Source organism: Paenibacillus periandrae (genome assembly GCF_022458865.1).
Classification (GTDB): domain Bacteria; phylum Bacillota; class Bacilli; order Paenibacillales; family NBRC-103111; genus Paenibacillus_S; species Paenibacillus_S periandrae.
The window spans coordinates 116,435-136,325 of sequence record NZ_JAJNMU010000005.1 but is presented as its reverse complement, the minus strand read 5'-3'; the positions used below and the strand labels follow the sequence as shown (position 1 = coordinate 136,325).

The 19,891-nt window shown below is 47.5% G+C and carries 15 protein-coding genes; 7 read left to right on the top strand and 8 right to left on the bottom strand.

Features of this window, described 5'->3' with window-relative positions; all coding sequences use genetic code 11:
- Nucleotides 1–9: 9 nt before the first annotated feature.
- From LRL21_RS09600 to LRL21_RS09585, 4 genes are all read right to left on the bottom strand, one after another.
- A complete protein-coding gene (locus tag LRL21_RS09600; protein WP_240415565.1) occupies nucleotides 10–1,563 on the bottom strand; it encodes a diguanylate cyclase in 1,554 nt (517 codons plus the stop codon).
- Between the two features lie 346 nt (nucleotides 1,564–1,909).
- Nucleotides 1,910–2,722, bottom strand: a complete 813-nt coding sequence (locus LRL21_RS09595; RefSeq protein WP_338044602.1) for a DJ-1/PfpI family protein — start codon at nucleotides 2,720–2,722, stop codon at nucleotides 1,910–1,912.
- 98 nt (nucleotides 2,723–2,820) lie between these two features.
- A complete protein-coding gene (locus LRL21_RS09590) occupies nucleotides 2,821–3,453 on the bottom strand; it encodes a DUF2306 domain-containing protein (protein WP_240415564.1) in 633 nt (210 codons plus the stop codon).
- A 46-nt stretch (nucleotides 3,454–3,499) separates the two neighbouring features.
- On the bottom strand, nucleotides 3,500–4,540 hold the full coding sequence (locus LRL21_RS09585) for a DJ-1/PfpI family protein (protein ID WP_240415563.1): 1,041 nt from the start codon (nucleotides 4,538–4,540) through the stop codon (nucleotides 3,500–3,502).
- A gap of 358 nt (nucleotides 4,541–4,898) precedes the next feature.
- Between LRL21_RS09585 and LRL21_RS09580 the strand changes: the two genes are divergently transcribed.
- Together LRL21_RS09580 and LRL21_RS09575 are read left to right on the top strand one after the other, a co-directional pair.
- Entirely contained in the window at nucleotides 4,899–5,585 is a 687-nt protein-coding gene (locus LRL21_RS09580; protein WP_240415562.1) for a response regulator transcription factor, read from the top strand.
- A gap of 1 nt (nucleotide 5,586) precedes the next feature.
- Nucleotides 5,587–6,918, top strand: coding sequence for a sensor histidine kinase (locus LRL21_RS09575; RefSeq protein ID WP_240415561.1), 1,332 nt, complete (start codon nucleotides 5,587–5,589; stop codon nucleotides 6,916–6,918).
- Nucleotides 6,919–7,180: 262 nt separating this feature from the next.
- Here the strand turns inward: LRL21_RS09575 and LRL21_RS09570 are convergent, their stop codons facing one another.
- On the bottom strand, nucleotides 7,181–8,437 hold the full coding sequence (locus LRL21_RS09570) for an NAD(P)/FAD-dependent oxidoreductase (RefSeq protein ID WP_240415560.1): 1,257 nt from the start codon (nucleotides 8,435–8,437) through the stop codon (nucleotides 7,181–7,183).
- Nucleotides 8,438–8,713: 276 nt separating this feature from the next.
- Here LRL21_RS09570 and LRL21_RS45590 point away from each other — a divergent pair, with 276 nt between their 5' ends.
- The gene (locus LRL21_RS45590; protein ID WP_275900674.1) at nucleotides 8,714–10,135 is read left to right on the top strand and encodes a M23 family metallopeptidase; all 1,422 of its coding nucleotides are present in this window, start codon (nucleotides 8,714–8,716) and stop codon (nucleotides 10,133–10,135) included.
- 27 nt (nucleotides 10,136–10,162) lie between these two features.
- Here LRL21_RS45590 and LRL21_RS09560 read toward each other — a convergent pair whose 3' ends face one another.
- On the bottom strand, nucleotides 10,163–11,713 hold the full coding sequence (locus tag LRL21_RS09560; RefSeq protein WP_240415559.1) for an MDR family MFS transporter: 1,551 nt from the start codon (nucleotides 11,711–11,713) through the stop codon (nucleotides 10,163–10,165).
- A 419-nt stretch (nucleotides 11,714–12,132) separates the two neighbouring features.
- Between LRL21_RS09560 and LRL21_RS09555 the strand changes: the two genes are divergently transcribed.
- Entirely contained in the window at nucleotides 12,133–13,335 is a 1,203-nt protein-coding gene (locus tag LRL21_RS09555) for an MFS transporter (RefSeq protein WP_240415558.1), read from the top strand.
- Nucleotides 13,336–13,359: 24 nt separating this feature from the next.
- Nucleotides 13,360–14,262 carry an aldo/keto reductase gene (locus LRL21_RS09550; protein ID WP_240415557.1) on the top strand — a complete coding sequence of 301 codons (903 nt, stop codon included), beginning with the start codon at nucleotides 13,360–13,362 and terminating at the stop codon, nucleotides 14,260–14,262.
- A 169-nt stretch (nucleotides 14,263–14,431) separates the two neighbouring features.
- Here the strand turns inward: LRL21_RS09550 and LRL21_RS09545 are convergent, their stop codons facing one another.
- Nucleotides 14,432–15,904, bottom strand: a complete 1,473-nt coding sequence (locus LRL21_RS09545) for a PAS domain-containing sensor histidine kinase (RefSeq protein ID WP_240415556.1) — start codon at nucleotides 15,902–15,904, stop codon at nucleotides 14,432–14,434.
- Nucleotides 15,905–16,393: 489 nt separating this feature from the next.
- On the opposite strand from LRL21_RS09545, the gene LRL21_RS09540 reads away from it, so the two are divergent.
- Entirely contained in the window at nucleotides 16,394–17,119 is a 726-nt protein-coding gene (locus tag LRL21_RS09540; protein WP_240415554.1) for a 3D domain-containing protein, read from the top strand.
- A 146-nt stretch (nucleotides 17,120–17,265) separates the two neighbouring features.
- The gene (murI, locus tag LRL21_RS09535; protein WP_240415552.1) at nucleotides 17,266–18,045 is read left to right on the top strand and encodes a glutamate racemase; all 780 of its coding nucleotides are present in this window, start codon (nucleotides 17,266–17,268) and stop codon (nucleotides 18,043–18,045) included.
- Between the two features lie 133 nt (nucleotides 18,046–18,178).
- On the opposite strand, the gene LRL21_RS09530 is transcribed toward murI, so the two are convergent.
- Nucleotides 18,179–19,759, bottom strand: coding sequence for a response regulator (locus tag LRL21_RS09530; RefSeq protein ID WP_240415550.1), 1,581 nt, complete (start codon nucleotides 19,757–19,759; stop codon nucleotides 18,179–18,181).
- Nucleotides 19,760–19,891 lie beyond the last annotated feature (132 nt).

The following is a 19,891-nucleotide window of genomic DNA, read 5'->3' as shown; positions in this document are numbered from 1 at the left end:
GATCAGGCCTTAAGTGAAGCTTCTGACCTGATTTCGCCCTTCCTGCTTAGCCTGGTACAGAGCCTTGTCCGCCTTGCTGATCAGCGTCTCCTTGTCCATCTGTGGAGAAGGAATCATCGTGGCAACTCCAACACTAATCGTCACGACGCTCTTTACCGATGAGCCTTTATGCTGAATGGCTTCCGCTTCAACCGCTTCTCTAATTCTTTCTGCAATCAAATAGGCATCCTGTCCATTCGTTTGCGGTAAAATAACTCCAAATTCTTCTCCGCCATAGCGAGCGACAAAATCAGGCTTCCGGTAAAGTGATTTCTGGGTTATGGAAGCTACCCGCTTCAAGCATAAGTCACCGCCCAAATGACCATAGGTATCGTTATACAGCTTGAAACAATCAATATCAAACATAATCAAGGATAACGCCTCCGAGCTCCGCTCCGCTCTTTTCCACTCACGCTCCAGATTTTCCTCGAAGGACCGTCGGTTGGCAATCTCGGTTAACCCGTCAATCATGGAAAGCTGATGTAAAATGCGGTTGGCCTCCAACAGTTTTTCCTCGGCTTGCTTCTTTTCCGTAATATCCGTACCTATGCCCAGATAACCAGTGATTTGCTGATTTTGGTCTTTAATGGAGCTGGTAATCATATTAACATGCAGGTGGCTCCCGTCTTTGCGTACGTAGGTCCATTCCTTTTGTTGAGAGTCTGAATGTTGGGAAAAATGGACGAGCACATCGAAACCATCAATCTGACGCTTATGCAGACGGCTTAATTGCTCACCGTACTCCTGTATTTCCGATGGCAGGTGCAGCAGATAGGGGGTATGCTTGCCAATCAGCTCCTCCGCCTGATAGCCAAAAAGTCGCTGTGCGCCTGTGTTATACAAATGAATAATACCTTTGGTATCCGTTGCGATAATGGCGACATCTTGTGCAGCATGGAGAAGCGTATCATACAGCGTAAACAGGCTGCGGTAGCGTTGTTCGTTCTGTTCAACCGTAATGAGCAATTGATCAGACTTTTCAAGAAAGCGGATCAAATAAGCCGCCAACAGACCGCTGGCTAACACCATAGGCAAATAATAGGGCAATATTTCAGCGCTTTGTGCGGGTAACAGGATAGTGACAGATGATATCGCAAGCAGCATATTCAAGGAAATCGAGCCTAACCATGCCTTCCAATAGTGGGTTACTTTTCGAAAAATAAGTACAGATACGAGGGAAACCACTAGGGCGTTGAATGCACCCATCAAGGAGGAAGGATTGATGCCTCCAAAAAGCAGTAAGCGTCCAATCGATATGATAAGCGTCGTTATCAGGGAAGAATAAAGGCCGCCAAAATAGGCTGAAACGACGATCGTATTGTTCCTGAAATCAAAAAATGTCTGGGGTGAAACACTCACACTAAAATACATAAGCACAACGCCGAACAGTCCATGAAGAATACCCACCTTAACTTTATTGGACAATGAAGAGGTTCGGGCTGTCGGCTGGAGTTTGAATAATCGGCTGGAGAAAAAAAGAAATGTTGTCAGAAGCGCCAAATTGGATAACAATGTCTGGATCATAGCTGCAGCCACCTATCGTTGATGTAAGTCAATTTCACATATATTGGAACTTATTCGACATATTTCGCTTATATCCTCTGTTATTTTTCTGTTTTCTCAAATAAATTAATAATGGCAGAAAGTGCTGCAAAGTGTTTATTACATAACATAAAAAAAAGACAATGCCGGCTGCGGCATGTCTCGGATTGATTATAAGCGTCTGCTTTCTGTGATCTGTTGAGAGTTAAAGCATATCTTTGCCGCTGCGGCAAGCATATGCTTTAAGAAACTCGCGGCAGTCATTTGAATCACTTCATCATTTTTAGCGAGCCGTCGAATCTTTATATGGTATTCGAACCTTTTCCCCTCACCTATCGGAAGTACTCACAGCATTAGCAGTTGGTTGTTTTTCTTCTGACTCTTTAGGACTCGTATTAAAGTCGATCGGAGCAATGCCTTCTGCTTTCCACACCGTGCCTCTTTTCTCGTATTCGAATAACTTTTCTACGGCATTTGCGATTTGGGGCCCTAACTCACGATCGACCAAATACAAGGCCACGTCAAGTCCCGAAGTCACGCCTCCCCCGCTCACAAAGCGAGGACCATCCTCAACGACTCTTGCTTCAACTGGAATTGCACCGAGAGCTCCTAACGCATCCATACCTATATGATTGGTAACCGCATGTCTATCTTTCAACAAACCTTGCATTGCAGGCAGCAATGTACCTCCACATACGGTAGCCACAGTGACTTCCTTATTATTAAAAGCTTGTTCCAGCATACCCGGTAAGCCTGTCTTCATGGCCTGTCTTAATATATTCGGAATGGCATCTTCCGAATTTCCTCCCGGCTTGCCAGAAGCCCCAGGCACCAAAATAATTCCCGGACGATTCGGGTCTAATGCGGCTTGCGCTTCGAGGGCAGGCCCATTCAGACCGCTCGGGACAGAACGCTTACCTTCTGCGGATACCAATTCCACAGTAACAGCGCCTTTTGAGTACATTCCCGCGGCAGCGAATACTTCATATGGCGCTAATGCGTCCATCAGATCGAAACCATCGAATAATACGATCTGAACATGTTTACTTTTGTTCTTGGATTGTGTTTCCGCGCTTGCAGCAGGGCCGACTAGACTTAAAACTAGTGCCAGCGTCATAAGTATTCCCCAAATTTTTTTCATCTTTATACCAATTCCTTTCGTATAGCTTAAGGCATAAACGGAATAAAGTTCGTTAGCCTCAAGGGATTTTTTTTCCTACATATAGCTAGGGGTAACCGTTACCTCTCTGATTGACCGATCGTTCTAATGATGACATTAGGAATGACTAACAGCAGCCCAATGGAACCGTAAACGCCAATTGTATATCCGGTAGAGTAAGCGAAACCGAATCCCTGATGAAAAAGGGAGGTGATGAGATGAATCGACATGTTCGTAAAACAAAAGGCGTAACTTCGGACCATCCAGTTCCGATGCCGGATAATCCGTTTCTTTTTGATTTGTACGAGCGCCATAATGGTGATAAGCATCCATAGAATATTAAGGACATTGAACCCCATACTGCTTATTTTCCCTCCGGTGGCGTAAGGCGCCATGTACCCGGAAGTAATCACGACAACAAGCACGGACACTAAATAAACATAGCCGTTAATACGATGAAACTTGCGGTTTTTTTCAAAGATTCGATTGGAAAAGTTGAGCAGTCCCGCCGCCATGGAAATGCAGGCAAACGCAACATGAACGTGCATAACGTTTAACCAGACAGGAAGATTTAGCTGGCGCTTCAGCCCGGTTTTATAGCTTAAAAACACCTCGGCTCCGGGATCGATCCTATAATTAGTTACCAAGGTGTAAAGGATAAATAAAATACTGACACAGGCTAAAAGTCCATATAATATTTTCCGCTTCTTCATGCAATACAAAACCCCCGCGACTTTACTTTAATTACCAATACACATTTCAGGGCAAGGAAACCCGCTTGCCTGTTAATTTGGATGCTGGCAGTATGCCGGCCCTGGCGGTCCCGGTCATGTAATTTCCGCCCGCGGTAACTTCGAATTTCAGATTTAAGCGCATGGGCTTCGTTATATGTAGCGACCAGATCAGCTTGTTGCCCTGAAGTAGCGGGTTCATAAATTCGACGGTCTCACCCCCTTGTGTTGCCTGGCCTTGGATCATCCCATTACTTGTGGAGATAGCGAGCTTGACCTGCAGTTTCCCGACTGGGGTAGCCATTGTCGTGTCCCAATCTCCGTTGAAGATAGATGCCTGCGTGATTTTGTCATGTGGAGTGTCGTAAGTTATTACCGCTTGTTTCTTCGCGATGTTCGTCTCTTCACCTGTCATTGCCTGATGAGAGCTAGGTGCAATTCCTTTTTTCCGCCAAACCGTTCCCCTTCGTTCATATTCGAACAACTGCTCTACAGCGTGTGCGATACGCGGTCCAAGCTTGCGTTTCACCAGATACAGCGCAACATCGAGTCCCGAAGTGACGCCGCCGCCGCTTACCAGGTTGCCGTCGTCCACTACGCGTGCGGGAATGGGAATGGCACCGGTTGCTCCTAGTAAATCCATGCCCATACGATGTGTTACCGCAGGTCTGCCTTCCATGAGCCCTCCCATGGCCAGCAACAGGGAACCGCCGCAAACCGTGGCGACGACGATGTCCTTTTGCCCGATTGCCTGTTTGATTATTCCGGTCAATTCTGTATTCATTGCTCGCGTTAGAATAGCCGGGATCGAATCGGGGCCATCTCCTTCTATATCCCCTGACGCGCCAGGCACGAGAATGATGTCCGCACGTTCCGGGTTCAGTCTGCCGCTCGCTTCAATTTTTAATCCGTTGATGCCGCTAGCCACGGACCTCGGCCCTTCCGCGGTGACGAACTCTACGTTTATCGCGTTCTCAGCATACATGGCAGCGGCGCAAAAAACCTCGTAAGGTGCAATGGCATCCAGAAGGTCGAAGCCGTCAAAAAGTACGATTTGAACCATTAACATCCATAAACCTCCTCGTATCCAAAGTCAGCTCGTTGCTTAACCTGGGTCGATCGTATCATGACGAAAAAGAAATGAACCTTGAGCCTGCGGGTGGGTCAGGGAATTGTCGAATGGAAAAAATGGGAAACTGCCGTGTTTCAATCCCATTGAAAACCCCCTTCATCAGTTACTGCGCGGGACAAGTCACTACCCGCGATATTTGCCCTCCGTGTGTACTCAAGAAGAATCATAACAAATGAATCTCTCAAACGAAGATGTAAAAAGGTAACAAAAAAATAAACATTTCATCACAAAATATGAGATTACGTTCGCCCTTGCAGAAAAAATGATAAACTAGGACGCAAAGGTGGGATAGTTCATGAGCGAAGTAAGTACGATACTGGTTGTAGACGATGACCAAAGTATCGTTGAATTATTGAGAGACTTTTTAGAATACGAAAATTTCCACGTTGTAACCGCTTGCGATACCGTTCAAGCCTGGGCCTTGTTTGAGCACAGTTCTGTTCATTGTATTGTTCTTGATATCATGATGCCGGGACAAAACGGATTTGAGTTATGTCGCCGGATCCGGGCGGTGAGCAACGTCCCTATCCTATTCTTGAGCGCACGCAGCGATGATGTGGATAAGATTCGAGGGCTGACGCTCGGCGGTGATGATTATATCGTCAAAACCGCTTCGCCTGGTGAGATCATAGCCAGGGTCAAAGCTGTATTGCGGCGTTCCACTTCTCAGCAGCAAATGGATGAAAGGATCTTGGATTTTGGCCGCCTCAAACTAAATCTGTCCACAAGAGAAGTGATGGTGGAGGGGAAGAATGTCGTGCTCACGCCGAGGGAATATGAGTTGTTTCGATTGTTTGCCGAACATCCCAGACATGTTTTTTCATATGAACAGATCCTTGCAAAATTTTGGGATGGAGTGGGCGATAAGCATACGATCAGGGTGCATCTCGGTCGACTTCGAGAAAAAATCGAATCCGATCCGAACCGCCCGCAATTCCTGGTCAACGTTTGGGGAGTAGGGTATCGCTTCGAGGGAGGGTAAAATGAGAACATTACGCATTCGTACGTTTACTGCGCTGAGCTTTTTCTTCATACTGACGGTGCCGTGGATCTTTTTCCTTACAGCTCACTTCATGGAGACAAAAACGCTCAGCTTTGCAAATAGTGGGTTGCAAGATGCGATGCTTCAAAGGCATTTGACCGAAATTATTCATCTGATCGAAACGAACCCGGACCAATGGAGGGATCCGAATTGGCAAAACCAATTGCATAAAGCGTTGCAGCAAGCGAAGATGGAGGCGGCTATTCTATCTGCGTCCGATCAGGATATTTTCCGGTCTAATCCGGAGCGCCATGGCGCTTTGTCGTCAACCGAAAGGTTCTCCATCATAGAGAACGGTCATTTAATCGGAAAGGTCGTCATTTACCTGCCGAAGTTAAATACGATTCAGATGATTTCGATGTTTGCTGGACTATTGCTAGCTTTCTTTATTATCGGTATTGAAATGCGAAGGTTCCTTCTTAAGCCTCTCGAAAAGATGAGCTTGGCAGCAAGACAAATCGCCGCAGGAGATTGGGATGTAAAGCTGCCTTTGTCCAGGATCACCGAAATCTCAGAAGTACGCGATGGATTCGAAGTGATGGTGAAGGGGCTTCAAAAATCTTTTCAAAAACAAGCGGAATTAGAGGAAGAACGTCGATTTGTCATCGCCGCTGTTGCGCATGATTTACGGACCCCGTTGTTTGCCTTACGAGGTTATTTGGATGGTCTGGAGCAAGGCATTGCACAATCTCCGGAAAAAATAACTAAGTATCTGGCGGTTTGTAAGGAAAAATCGGCGCAATTGGACCGGCTGGTAGAGGACCTTTTTACATTTACAAAGATGGACTATGTGGAGATGAATCTACACAACCAGACGGTTGACTTTAAACTTTTACTCCAAAAGTCGATTGACAGTCTCATTCCGCTAGCCCGGCAAAAGCACATCTCGATCTCGAACCCTGCTGCGGACGGTTGCTTCATTTGCGGTGACATGCATTTATTGGAGCGATCCATCAACAACCTCTTGGAAAATGCCGTCAGGCATACCCCCTCCTATGGTGAAATTGTTGTTCAATGTTATAAAGATGGTGACAAAGTAAGGTTTTCGATTCGTGATACAGGACCGGGCTTCTCCCCGGAAGAGCTGCAACGAGGTTTTGAACCTCTCTATCGTGGTGAAGAATCCAGAAATCGTTCAACTGGCGGCAGTGGACTGGGGTTAACCATATCGCAAAAAATTGTAAGACGACACGGAGGCGAACTTGCCGCAGATAACCATTCGGAGCATGGAGCACTGTTAACTGGTTGGATTCCTGCAGCAGCTTCAGATTAAAGATTGACCTTTTTAGTCAGCCGTCCTCGGCTTTGCTGCAGGTGCGACTGTCGGGGAATTGCCATTGGCGGACCGTCGATACTAGTGATCTGTTGGAATGGCGCTGCTGCACTCGCTATCGCGGTCGTCTCCCTTCGGGCTTACCCTGTGGCTGAACCACCGTCTTTGCTAATCATGCGCAACGTAATATGATTAATAAATGATTTTCGGCAAATGTATGGTTGAATAAACGGCAAACATTTGGTTAAAATCATATCTGTGCTTAAACGGTTTTGACGGCTGAGCTGTCTGGCTGAGCAGGACGCTCCGGTGAAAGCAGAGCATGCATGGGATGCTCCTGCCCCAATATGCGGTTACGCAGCATCTCTGCAGCGATCATGCTGTACACCGTGCTATTACCTCCACTAGAGAAGGCATGGAATATTCCAGGCTGCTTGGCAGTTTCTCCGAGAAAGGGAAGATCCTCCACCGATTCGCTGAAGGCCCCGTACCAGGCGTGCTCAGCCTCCCATTGTTTCTCAGGGAATAAACTGCCAAGCTCTTCAAGCAGCCGAAGCGTGCGATTAAACAGGTAGTCTGTATCATTGGTCGCATCGGCTTGATTCTCATCTATACCGCCTGCAATAATTCTTCGATCGGGCGTGGTTCGAAAATAAAAGTAGGGACGGGCAGTTTCCCACATCATACAATCGTAAGGCCACGAAGCGGGTAGTGAATTTGCAGGGGTGACCAGAGCATAGGAGCGTTTGAGGATCGGCTTGATGCGTGAGGGGCTTTCAATTCCCGGGACATCGCTGACGGCGCGTACAACACGACTGGCGATAATTTCGCCAAAATCAGTCGTAATCACGAACTTGTCACCCATTCGTTGGACGCCCTCTACTACGGTGTTTTCATAGATATTTGCGCCTTTATGTGCAGCCTCGGCAATTAAACCGTGAGCAAATCGGATTGGATTGATTTCTGCATCCCCATGTGTCACGAGTGCGGCGGGCTTGCGGATCGGCAGGTGGTGGCCTGTATTATGCGGTGAGCCCCATTCGACAGGAAAGCCGTGCTTTCGCAGCATCGAATATTCCTTGAACAATCGCGGAACATCGCTGGATGTACTGGCACAGTACAAGCTGCTGCGTACATGAAATCCTGTATCGTAGGGGATTTCATTCGCGAGCTTGTACAGACGGGTTAAAGTTTTGCGGCATTCTCCATAAAACTGGACAGCGTCCGTTTCACCAATTTTATCGGCAAGCTCACTTAACATGGTATCATTCGAAAACTGCAGCAGCCCTGTATTTGCGGCCGTACTTCCTGACGCTACACGCTGACCCTCGACCAATACGGTCGGAATGCCCGATCTCGCCAGGACGGCTGCACATAATGCACCTGTAATGCCGCCCCCAATAATAGCAACCTCGGTTGTGATATGCCCTTGTAAAGCCGGATAGCTGGGTATATGAGTTAAAGTTGTCGGCCAGTAGAGGCTGCCGCTGTGCCATATGTGGGAATTATTGATTTTCATCGTAAGTCCCCCCCTCTTCTTTATTGTCATCATCTATAATAGCTGTCAAGTGGTAGGAATTGTATTGGATACATACAACTTTTAACCATTTTTCTTACTTGCTGAAACTGCTTTTGCGAAAAACACTTGACAAAATCGACTTCCATATGCTTGTTTCTTCATGAGGATTGTACAAGAAGTCATGGCAACCGAATTGGGAATATCGTAATATAGAGGAAGAGAAGACGGAAACAGCGGGTGAATAGCCTTCCCCGCAGGTGAGGAGAGATAACGAAGATGAAGCTTGAGAGAAAAGCCGTACACAAGCGTGCCGCCGGGAAGCCCTCGATCCGATATCGAATAGGTTTGGGGGTATTAAGTGTATTGGTATGTGCGGCTGTCATAGTATGGTTTCAGTTCCCGGTCATGGCACCAGATGCAAGCGGCTCCGTTACGGCGGCCAGCCCCAAAGCTGAGGTTAAAAAACGGGAATTGCTCGACTTTCACATGGATAACTTGACACAGGGCTGGGCCCTTTACTCCGATGGTCTGGTAACTACAAAGGATGGCGGTGTCCATTGGCTGGCGTCTGCGTCCGATTCTTCTACTCTTGCTGTGTTGTCTTCAGAGTCCGCTGTTGTTAGTGATGAGACGGTAAGCTGGATGAGTGGCAAGGAGCAGAATCCGTCTGTCATACATGTACAGGCTGCAGATTATAAGGTGTTCAAATCGCAGTTCCTGACCCGCAATGTAGGCTGGGTGCAGCTGGAGAATGGGTCTAATGCAGAGGCGCCGCTGTGGGTAACGGTTGATGGCGGTGTGACCTGGCATCCTAAGGTGACAGCGGATATTGCCAAGGAAATGGAGGCGGAGCGCGTGCGCATACAGGCAGCCGTGAAAGAGTCAGCCTTCTATAAGGAGCAGGAAACCGCACAAAAGGCCATGGAGGCCGAGTGGGCAGTGCTGCCAGAAACAGCATCTCCAGGGGATGTGGTGCTCGTACGGCATGGACAGCCGGGAGAAATCACATGGGAAGGGAAGACCTATAAGCTGGAGCCCTTCGGTGCAGGCTATTTCACTTATTTGCCGATGTCGCTTGCGATCAAGCCGGGCAGCTATCCGATTGGTGACAGCATGCTAACCATCAAGGCCAAAAAGTTCCAGACTCAATACCTGCAGGTCACCAAGCAAATGGAAACCATGAAGCAGGAAACCAAACGTATTGATGAGGATCAGAAGAAAATCGATAAAGCACGGAGTGAGTCTCAAGGAGAGTTCTTGTTCAGCACGAACTTTATTAAGCCGATAGAGGGGATTTTAACAACACCCTATGGCTATACCCGCTATGTGAATGGGAAATTTGATAGCAGTCATCGCGCGCTTGATCTCGCAGCCAAAGAGGGTACTCCGATCAAGGCGACGAATGATGGCATAGTTGCCTTGTCGGAGCTGCTCTATTTGACAGGGAACTCGATTTACATCGACCATGGGATGGGCTTGTTTTCGCAATATGCGCATTTGTCCGAGCTCCGCGTGAAGGCTGGAGATCATGTAAAGCAAGGGGATATCATCGGACTTGTAGGCACTACGGGTTTCTCCACGGGTCCGCATCTGCATTTCACATTTTGGGCTCATAATGTGCCGGTCAATCCGGATTTGTTTTTCGATACAACTCCATTTCACTGGCTGCCAGCCCCGGGTGCTAACCCTCCGCAGTGAAACGGATAGTGGGATGAATTGCAGCTGCTATTGCGATAAATTGTGCTTAGTTGTGGACGACTTCGGAACCAATCTGGCCGGACCGATCAGAATGCTTGCAATGAGGCTGACAACGATCATAATGGCACCAACAAGAAATACGAGGCTCAAGGCATCACTGAATATTTGTTGAAGTGTGTGCAGGATTTCAGCAGGTAATGCAGCTCGTGAGTTGGAGTCAAGAAGCACCTGCGGATCAGTAAAATGTTGAAGCTGTTCCGCAGTAGTGCCAGTCATGGCCGTGCTTGATGTGCTCAATCCTGCAGCCATTTGCTGAGTAAGCAGGACTCCGAGCACGCTGACACCGATGGTTCCTCCAATGGATCTGAAAAATTGCGAGGATGATGTTGCAACTCCGCGCAGTGCGGGTACAACGGCATTTTGTGCAGCTGTTCCAAGCACCGGATATACAGCTCCCATGCCAAGCCCGGTTACAATCATATACAGTACGATCTCCCATCGGGTCGTTTCCAGATGCATATGACTCAGCAGCAGGAAGCCGATTGCCATCAGGATCAGACTGGGAACGAGAATCGCTCGATACGAAGCCTTGCTCATCAACCTTCCGCTTAAGGTGGAGGTAATGGCAGCTGACAGCATTAGCGGTGTTAAAATATACCCGGCTATGGATGGGCTTACGCCTACGACTCCTTGTACAAACAATGGAATATAGGCAATCGCTCCGAACATCCCCGCACTCATGCAAAATCCGGCAATATGACTGAAGCTGATGGCGCGAATATGAAATAGATGGAGTGGAATGATAGGTTCTTTTGCGCGGCTTTCGATCCATATGAACAGCGCGAGCAGAACAGCGCCGATTCCGAATAACCAGATCATGGTGAAGGTCAATTCTGTTGAAATAGAACCTTGGCTCTGGTGATTGCTGCTAAGCACAGGGATTAGCAATAAGGATATGACCGCACCACTTAGCGTAAGCGCCCCCCACCAGTCAATAGACCGTTTCTCTGTACTTATCGTTTCCTTCAAGGAAAATAACAGGATGAGCATGGCAGCGGCGCCGAACGGCACATTCAAATAAAAGATCCAGCCCCAGTGGAAGAAATCCACGATCAATCCACCTACAGTAGGACCGACAATGCTGGACATAGCAAATACGGTGCCAAACAATCCCATGAATTTTCCGCGTCGTTCAGGTGGATATACATCTGCGATAATGGTGAAGGCAATAGGCAGCAATGCACCTGCCCCGAGTCCCTGTATGCCTCTGAATAGGATCAATTTCGTCATCGTGTCTGCAAGTCCGCATAAGGCTGAACCGAGAAGGAAGAGCGTCATGCCGCTTAAGTATATCTTTTTACGCCCCATTACATCAGCCAGCTTTCCGTATATAGGCATCATTGTGGTAGAAGCTAGCATGTAGACAGCGAACACCCAGCTGTATAAGGAAAGGCCTCCTAATTGCTGGACAATCGTGGGCATCGCCGTGGATACAATCGTCTGGTCTAGAGAGGATAAAATCAACCCTATTAATAAGCTGGTCGTAATTAGAGCCTTAGTACGCTTGTCGGTTTGCATAATAGATTCACTCCTTGTTTGGTGGTTTTCGGACTTCAAAAATATACGTGAAAATGGGAGAAAAGAATAGACTTATTCTTTCCTTTGAGTTATTGTATAGGTATAGTACGCCCCTAAACATATTTTACAAATATTTCCATATTCAATTTGCTTTCAGCTATGGTTACAGATGCTTATTTGAAAAAGTCCTCTGCAATCTCACCGCCGTAATACCACGCCTCCTGTATCAAATCCTTTCCAATTCCCCTCACAGCCGATACGTAATTGCCCAAGTGTATGATGTAGTCATTTCGTAGTTACCCGTGCGTAACTTGCAATATTATCCATACCAACTGATCATTATTTCAGCTCTTCCTTCCATCGGTTATATTAGGTATGATTCGAGGTAATAGATCATAGCTTTACCGAAAGGAGACCGCATGACTTCGGCAGCTGCCCCACGCTCTTACCGTATTCCCTTGTTTTGTGCCGTGACGTTATTATTCTGGTTTTCGATGTACACCTGTGTGCCGATATTGACAGCCTATGTGGAGGAGCTAGGTGCTTCGCATAAAATGGCCGGCCTGATTGTCGGGATGTACGGCTTCAGCCAAATGCTGCTGCGTATCCCAGTAGGGATCATGTCCGACCGATTTCACAAAAGAAAGCTGTTTATTACATTCGGGCTTTTATTCTCGGTGCTGGCCGGGGCGGGTATACTGGTGACTAACAGTGTGACCTGGATCTTGATCCTGCGTGCATTGGCAGGTGCAGCGGCTGCGACCTGGGTTGATTTTACAATCCTGTTTACCAGCTACTACAAGAAGGATGAAACGACCAAGGCGATTGGTACGATCAGCGTCTACAACACCTTAGGGCAAATGCTCGGCATCCTGTGCGGTGGCTGGTTTGCCGATATGTACGGCTGGGAATCGTCATTCCTGATCGGTGCGGTTGTCGGAATGATCGGGATGGCCGGATCGTTCTTTCTCATTGAGAAGTTTGATGATAACGCACAAAAGATTACCGCCCGTGGCGTCATGGAGGTCGCCAGTGACCGCACACTGCTGGTCGTTTCGTCGCTCGCCATTTTATTTCAAATTTTGACCTTTGCAACCGTTTTCGGTTTTACACCGGTGTACGCCCAGTCGCTTCATGCAACGAAGCTCGATATGGGGCTGCTGACGTTCTTTTCTACGTTTCCAACGGCTGTGGCTGCATGGGTAGGAGGACGGCATCTGGCGCAAAAGTTCGGGGACCGCTCGATTATTATTTTCGGCTTCGTGCTTAACGGGGTATTCAGCATGATGATTCCGTTTACGTCGGATTTGGGGTGGCTGATATTCACACAAGCGATTGCCGGATTTGGCAGAGGTTTGGCGACACCCATTTTGATGTCACTCAGCATCAAGCATATGCACCCGGATAAGCGCGCGACGGCTATGGGATTTTATCAGGCGATTTATGGCTTCGGGATGTTCATCGGGCCGTTTTTTATGGGGGCTGCGGGTGATTGGCTGACGTTAAAGGAAGGCTTCGTTATCATAGGGGCGCTTGGTTGTGCATCTGCGGTGCTGACTCACTATTTATTAAGGCAAAAGCCTGTACTGAAAAGTACCGACAGCAAATCAATATCTAACTAATTTGAAATGGGAGAGATGACTTCTATGGAAAAAAGAAGATTCGGCAAAACAGATATGTTTGTTAGCGTGTTGGGCTTTGGCGGTGCAGAAATCGGCTATCAGCAGGCGTCCTTATCCACAGTTGAGCGGCTGCTCGGCAGCGCGTTGGACGCAGGCTTGAATGTAATCGACACCGCAGAATGCTATAAATCCAGTGAGGAGCTCATCGGCCAAGCGGTTAAGCATCGCAGAAATGATTACTATTTGTTCACCAAATGCGGGCATGCCTCAGGCCTCAACGCCAAGGATTGGGACCCCAAGATGCTGGCCGACAGCATCGACCGCAGCTTACAGCGGCTGCAAACGGATTATGTGGATCTGATTCATTTGCACAGCTGCTCTGAGGCGATATTACGCGATGGTGAAGTCATCACCGTTTTACAGCGTGCACAGGAAGCAGGGAAAACCCGGTACATTGGCTACAGTGGTGATGGACAGGCGGCATTGTATGCGCTCCAGTGCGGAGCCTTCGATAGTCTGCAAACCTCAGTGAATATCGCGGATCAGCAGGCTATTGAGCTCACGCTGTCAGAAGCCGTGGTCAGACAGGTAGGCGTTGTGGCGAAGCGGCCGATAGCGAATGCGGCATGGATGTCCGGTAGCGAGAAGCCCAAGGAGGCCTATCACCATACGTATTGGGAGCGGCTGCAGCAGCTGAATTACGATTTCCTGAAACAGGACGCAGCAGAGGGGATCGAACAGGCACTGCGGTTCACATTGAGCCAGCCAGCAGTCGCTACTGCGATTGTTGGGACGACCAAGCCTGACCGTTGGCTGCAAAATGCCGCTCTTGCTAACAAAGGTGCGCTTACGAATGCTGAGCTGCTAGCGATTCGCGCTCGCTGGAACGAGGTCGCTGCCGGTAAGGAATGGGTAGGCCAGGGGTAATCAAGCTTAAGCTATGGAAGCGTGCATGACATAGATACACCTTAAGACCATGCCTTCTACAATGTAGAATACATGGTCTTTTGCGCGATTACAGGGGGATTGATTGAATGAGACCCTTTTACCTTGTCCAGAAGCAGGCTATCGGTTTCAGATCAGGATATCTCATCGACTACAAGGTAACGACAACCACGGTCCCGTGATTCTCTTCGGACAGTACAGTCAGGGTGCCGCCGTGCTTTTCCACAATGTTTAAACAAACCACCAGCCCAAGTCCTGTACCTTTTTCCTTAGTCGTATAAAAGGGTTCAAATAACTGCGCTATCCTGGCTTCCGGAATGCCGCAGCCCGTATCGGAGATTCGTAAATCCACCTTCCCCCCGCTCTCCTTGGTCATGATAGTAAGGATTCCACTCTCGTTCATGGCTTCCATTCCGTTTCGTATGATATTCAGAAGCAGTTGTTTGATCTCCTTGTCGTCGAGAAGCAGGTCGCCTATCGTTTCGTCCAGATCAAGAATCATCGTATGCCCCTGCAGATTGGCCTCTGCTGACAGGATCGGATGGAGTGTATGGATAATATCGTTAAGATTGCACATTTTTTTCTCAATCGTGCGATTTTTGGACAGTGCCAGGAAGTCGCTGATGATCTCATTAGCTCTGTCCAGCTCATCCAAAATGATAGGGTAATAGCCTTGTGGATCGGATGTGTGTTTTTCACTGAGCAGCTGAATAAATCCGCGAATAGTCGTTAGCGGATTTCTGATTTCATGCGCAATACTCGCTGCGAACTGACCGATTGTAGATAGCTTGTCCGTTCTGTCCAACAATTCACTCTGCTGCTCTTTGAGTTGTTCCAATTTCTTTTTGTCCATAATGTCTTCAATTTGTGCAATAAAATATAACGGGTTTCCTGCATCATCACGGACCAGAGATACGCCAAGTAATGCCCAGATGATCGATCCTTGCTTATGTATGTATCTTTTTTCCAAAAAATAATGACTGGTGGACCGGTTCAAGAGCCTATCTAAATCATGCATATGCTTGTCCAGATCGTCCGGGCTTGTAATATCCTTGTAACCTAATTGCAGCAGCTCCTGCTCGGAATAACCAATGAGGCTGCACAGGGCTCGATTTACTTTAATAAACTGTCCATTTAAATTAACAAGGGCCATCCCGATAAGTGCATGATCGAAAGCACCTCGAAAGCGCTGCTCGCTTTGTCGGAGGCACTCTTCAGCCTGCTTACGATCCGTGATATCCCTCGCGATGCTTATGATATACTGCAGCTCGCCTTCCTCATTTTTTATGTTTTTAAAAGTAGCCTCAAACCACACATAATGGCCGTGCTTATGAAGAAACCTGAAGCATACGACGCCGCTTTCTTTATTCGCCTCATAGGTCTGCAGCGCTTTCCTATCCTCAGGGTGAATATAATCAAATGTTGTTGTTCCTATCATCTCCGAATTCTCATAGCCAAGCAAAGTATGAACCATAGGAGACACATATCGGCATAATCCATCCGGCGTGCTATAAGAGATGACATCCAAGGTATTTTCGGTGATCAGTCTAAATAATTCCTCAATTTCATGCAGTCTTGATTCGGTGCTTGTATGTCTAATGCCGTCTATAGGATTTGGTTCCATGTTTACTATTCCTCCACGTCTGGTTGAAAGCCAATTCGATACTGATGGTGGTTGCGAATACGCTTACAGGATTATTTGGTATATACGAACAAAGCCATACTGGAGAGTCTACCTCTCTTAATAATTACTTGACCAATTAACGATATTAACAGCTATGTCTTAGATTTATGCCCTTAAACCCGTGTTTATTATTCGTTGCACTTCTTTGTTTTAGGACTATTTTACCATTTAAAAAACGTCTTGTCATGGTTAGTAAACAAATAGCTGATCCTGTGATATTAGGGAAGTGCGATTAAAAGGATGTGTACAAGTTGTGGATAATTTTGTGGATAACTGTGGAAAAGTCTGACAATTAACGATTTTATATGTGCATAATATTCAATTTACATAATTAGGAAGGTTTAACGGTGATGAATTGGGGTAACTGTAGTCTAGTAAGTCTGATTTTTATGATTTACTATTTTCTTTGCCTAAGGAGGAACCTTTCATATGTATCAAAGGCATATTAAATCGTTGTATGTTCTCATATTATTTTTCATCCTGGGATGGAAATCAGATTTCCATTCACAAGCACGCGGAGTCTGGGAGCTCAACGCTGCCTCGATGACGGCGGATGATTCCAAACGTGATCTAGCCGTTCAAGGTCCCGCTTGGGAGCCAAGCCCAGAGTCCGAGTCGAATGGAGGTAAGCAGCCCATAGCACCGAAACGAATCATGTATCAGGTCAATGAGGGAGATACCCTTGAGCATATTGCCCAGCAGTTTGGTAACTCGGTGGAAACTCTGGCACTGGAAAATCAGCTGGAGCCTTCACAGCTTCTCGTTGTGGGTCAACAACTGCATATACCTGCTGCTGAAGCTGTGATTCCATTACCGGATGATCAGCCCAAGGTAATCAGTCAGGTGATGAATTCCACCTTAACAGCCTATACGGCTGGTAAGGAATCGACGGGTAAATCGAAGGGCCATCCCGAATACGGGATTACCTTTAGCGGAAGTAAAGCGGAGGAGGGACGAACCATAGCGGTTGATCCGGCTGTTATCCCGATTGGTACGGAGGTATTCATCGATGGCATCGGTATTCGTACGGCTGAGGATACGGGATCAGCCGTACGCGGCGCCCGAATTGATGTGTATATGAACGATTTGGGAGAAGCTGTCGATTTTGGCGTGAAACGGAATGTGAAGGTGTATGTGCTGTCCGCAAGCCGTTAAGCACAGGCTGAAGCGGAGGTTAGAGTCCTCATGACTGAATCAACTGTTTGATTTGCGCAGTGTCTATTGGCTTTCCTGACAATAGGGGTATAATGTAATTTAGTGTTCCAAAAACAATTATATTCTTAAGCGAATCAGGTGGAGAGATGAGAGTAGCTTTTTTTGATTCGGGATTAGGCGGTATCACGGTTCTGCATGAAGGCATGAGACGCTTTCCCCAAGAGAATTTTTACTATTACGCAGATACACTTCACGTTCCGTACGGAACGAAGCCGAAGCATGAGGTTAAGCAGTATATTTTTGAAGCGGTTGACAGGATGATGCAACTGGACATTAAAGCATTGGTTATCGCCTGTAACACCGCGACCAGCATTGCGATATCAGAGCTCAGAAGCGTCTACACCACGATGCCCATTATTGGCATGGAGCCTGCCGTTAAGCCAGCTGTACAGCTGAGCCGTGTGAACGGCAGGCGTGTGCTGGTGCTGGCGACGCCGCTGACGCTGCGGGAGTCCAAATATATCGAGTTGGTCAATCGTATAGACGACCTCAGTATCGTAGATTCATTGCCGATGCCTGAACTTGTCCAATATTGCGAGTCGCTGCAGTTTGATGAGGCCGTGATGACAGATTATTTCTCTGCCAAGTTTGCACCCTATGATCTGAACAACTATGGAACGCTAGTTTTGGGCTGTACGCATTATCCGTTCTATAGACCGATTTTGCAGAAGCTGCTCCCCAGGCATATTGAAATTATCGATGGCAGCAGCGGAACGGTGAACCATCTGGCTGAGCTGTTAGTCAGCCATTCCTTGCTAGAGAATACCGGCTGTGCCGATGTACAATTTATTTGTTCCGACGATAGCCCGTCCTACTTGCAAAAAATGGAGCAGGCGCTCGACATTTATAAGAAACATCACGGCTGAAATAAAGCCGAGGCCGCCCGGACGTAAGGTACGGGTGGCTTTTTCAATGGAAAGACCCAAGCTTGCATCGGTCCTTGATTAACCCGTTAGGCAGTTTACGAGTGTCAGTTATTCTATCTGGCAGGGGGGAGTTTTAACTCTTCACCTGCTTAAATTCCGAAGGGGATACACCAGTATATTTCTTAAAGCAGACGCTAAAATATTGCGGGTTGCGGTATCCAACCTTCTCGGCGACCTCATACGACTTGAGATCGGATATCCGCAGCAGCTCCATCGCTTTATTCATCCGCAGCTGGTAAAGGAAATCACTGAAATTAATGTTCTTTTCCTTTTTGAAAATGATGCTTAAATAGGTAGGGCTGATGTGTACAACACTGGACACATCCTGTAGAGACAGCCCTTCTTGATCATAATGAAGCTCCATGTAGGCAACGGCCCGATGGATAACCTTCTTCATCTGGTGGTCGCGTTGATCGTTGACGATGTTGACGAGCTGAATAACAAGCTGGCGTATAGAGGCAAAGATTTCATAGACCGTTTGCATCTGCTGCTGCTTGGTGTAGACGGCATAGAAATCATCCAATTGCTTGGCCTGTTCCTCTAATTCTTTATACAGCAGAACAGTAATCTCGACGCCAATCAGCCGCATACGGGATAAGGAAACGGTGTGGCTTTCAATAATCGCCTGCTCCATGCTGCTCAATAAGGCAAGTGCCTCGTCCTCCAAACCAAGCTTGACCTTCACAGCCAGCTCCTTCTCCAGAACATTCAAATCAACGGATTCCTTACGTGGGGTCTCGCCGGTATCGGCTACGGTCAGGACGCGATTGGTTCCTACTATATGCCGAAACTCCAATGCAGAGCGTGCGCCTTGATAAGAAAACGCTATGTTTGCGGCCTGCTCATAAGCGGACCCTATACCTGCGGTTACGGTAGTTTTTAAAAACTTCTCGACATTCCCTCGAATAGTCTCTGCAATCTCATAGGCCTGCTGCTCAGCTTGCTTTTGTTCACCCTCGGCACAAATAATGAGTACAACTTCATCCTCAAAGGAGTTAAACACAAGACCTCTGCCCAAGGTGGCCAGCGTTTCCTCGGAGACGTTGAGCACACAATATTTGAGCACCTCTTTGCCGAACCGGTTCTGGTATTCAGGATAACTGTAGTCATCAGCCTTCAGCAGGATCACTGCGTAGTTCGAGGCCGCTAGCTGGAGATCGAGAAAATCGCTTCCGGAACTGATCTCTACAGGTGTGAGCTTTCCGTCGATTAGCTTCTCGAGAAAGCGCTGCTTCAGCAGCGGCATGCCCTCGACAACTTTTTTCTTCATGGTGCACTCATATTCACGCTCCATCATTGCGCGCTTGGCGGTCTCCAGCAATTTATCACTGTCAACGGGCTTCAGCAAATAGTCGAATACCTTGAGCTGCAGTGCGCGCTTGGCAAATTCAAAATCGTCATAGCTGGTCAGCATAATTATTTTGGTATCCGGGTAATGCTTCACAACCTGCTCGGTCAGCTCAAAGCCGTCGACGAAGGGCATACGGATATCGGTAATAATGAGCTGAGGTTGCTGCTCGGCGATTAGCCTCAAGCCTTCCTCCCCATCGGATGCGGAACCGACCAATTCGAAGCCGTTCCCCTGCCAATCGATATTTTTGCTTAAACCGCGAATAATGATGACTTCGTCATCGATGATGGCTACTTTGTGCATTTGGGGTTCACCTCTTAAAAGTTTTCGTTAGAAAACTGCTTCGTAAGCGTTACCGAGTTTTCCGTAGGAAAGCTGGCATCGTAAGCATAAACTGAGTTTTCGTTAGAAAACTGCTTCGTAAGCGTTACCGAG

Bases quoted from the DNA above. Each gene is read 5' to 3' on its own strand.
- LRL21_RS09600 (WP_240415565.1), bottom strand. From the start codon at position 1,563: ATGATCCAGACATTGTTATCCAATTTGGCGCTTCTGACAACATTTCTT.
- LRL21_RS09595 (WP_338044602.1), bottom strand. From the start codon at position 2,722: ATGAAAAAAATTTGGGGAATACTTATGACGCTGGCACTAGTTTTAAGT.
- LRL21_RS09590 (WP_240415564.1), bottom strand. From the start codon at position 3,453: ATGAAGAAGCGGAAAATATTATATGGACTTTTAGCCTGTGTCAGTATT.
- LRL21_RS09585 (WP_240415563.1), bottom strand. From the start codon at position 4,540: ATGTTAATGGTTCAAATCGTACTTTTTGACGGCTTCGACCTTCTGGAT.
- LRL21_RS09580 (WP_240415562.1), top strand. From the start codon at position 4,899: ATGAGCGAAGTAAGTACGATACTGGTTGTAGACGATGACCAAAGTATC.
- LRL21_RS09575 (WP_240415561.1), top strand. From the start codon at position 5,587: ATGAGAACATTACGCATTCGTACGTTTACTGCGCTGAGCTTTTTCTTC.
- LRL21_RS09570 (WP_240415560.1), bottom strand. From the start codon at position 8,437: ATGAAAATCAATAATTCCCACATATGGCACAGCGGCAGCCTCTACTGG.
- LRL21_RS45590 (WP_275900674.1), top strand. From the start codon at position 8,714: ATGAAGCTTGAGAGAAAAGCCGTACACAAGCGTGCCGCCGGGAAGCCC.
- LRL21_RS09560 (WP_240415559.1), bottom strand. From the start codon at position 11,713: ATGCAAACCGACAAGCGTACTAAGGCTCTAATTACGACCAGCTTATTA.
- LRL21_RS09555 (WP_240415558.1), top strand. From the start codon at position 12,133: ATGACTTCGGCAGCTGCCCCACGCTCTTACCGTATTCCCTTGTTTTGT.
- LRL21_RS09550 (WP_240415557.1), top strand. From the start codon at position 13,360: ATGGAAAAAAGAAGATTCGGCAAAACAGATATGTTTGTTAGCGTGTTG.
- LRL21_RS09545 (WP_240415556.1), bottom strand. From the start codon at position 15,904: ATGGAACCAAATCCTATAGACGGCATTAGACATACAAGCACCGAATCA.
- LRL21_RS09540 (WP_240415554.1), top strand. From the start codon at position 16,394: ATGTATCAAAGGCATATTAAATCGTTGTATGTTCTCATATTATTTTTC.
- murI (WP_240415552.1), top strand. From the start codon at position 17,266: ATGAGAGTAGCTTTTTTTGATTCGGGATTAGGCGGTATCACGGTTCTG.
- LRL21_RS09530 (WP_240415550.1), bottom strand. From the start codon at position 19,759: ATGCACAAAGTAGCCATCATCGATGACGAAGTCATCATTATTCGCGGT.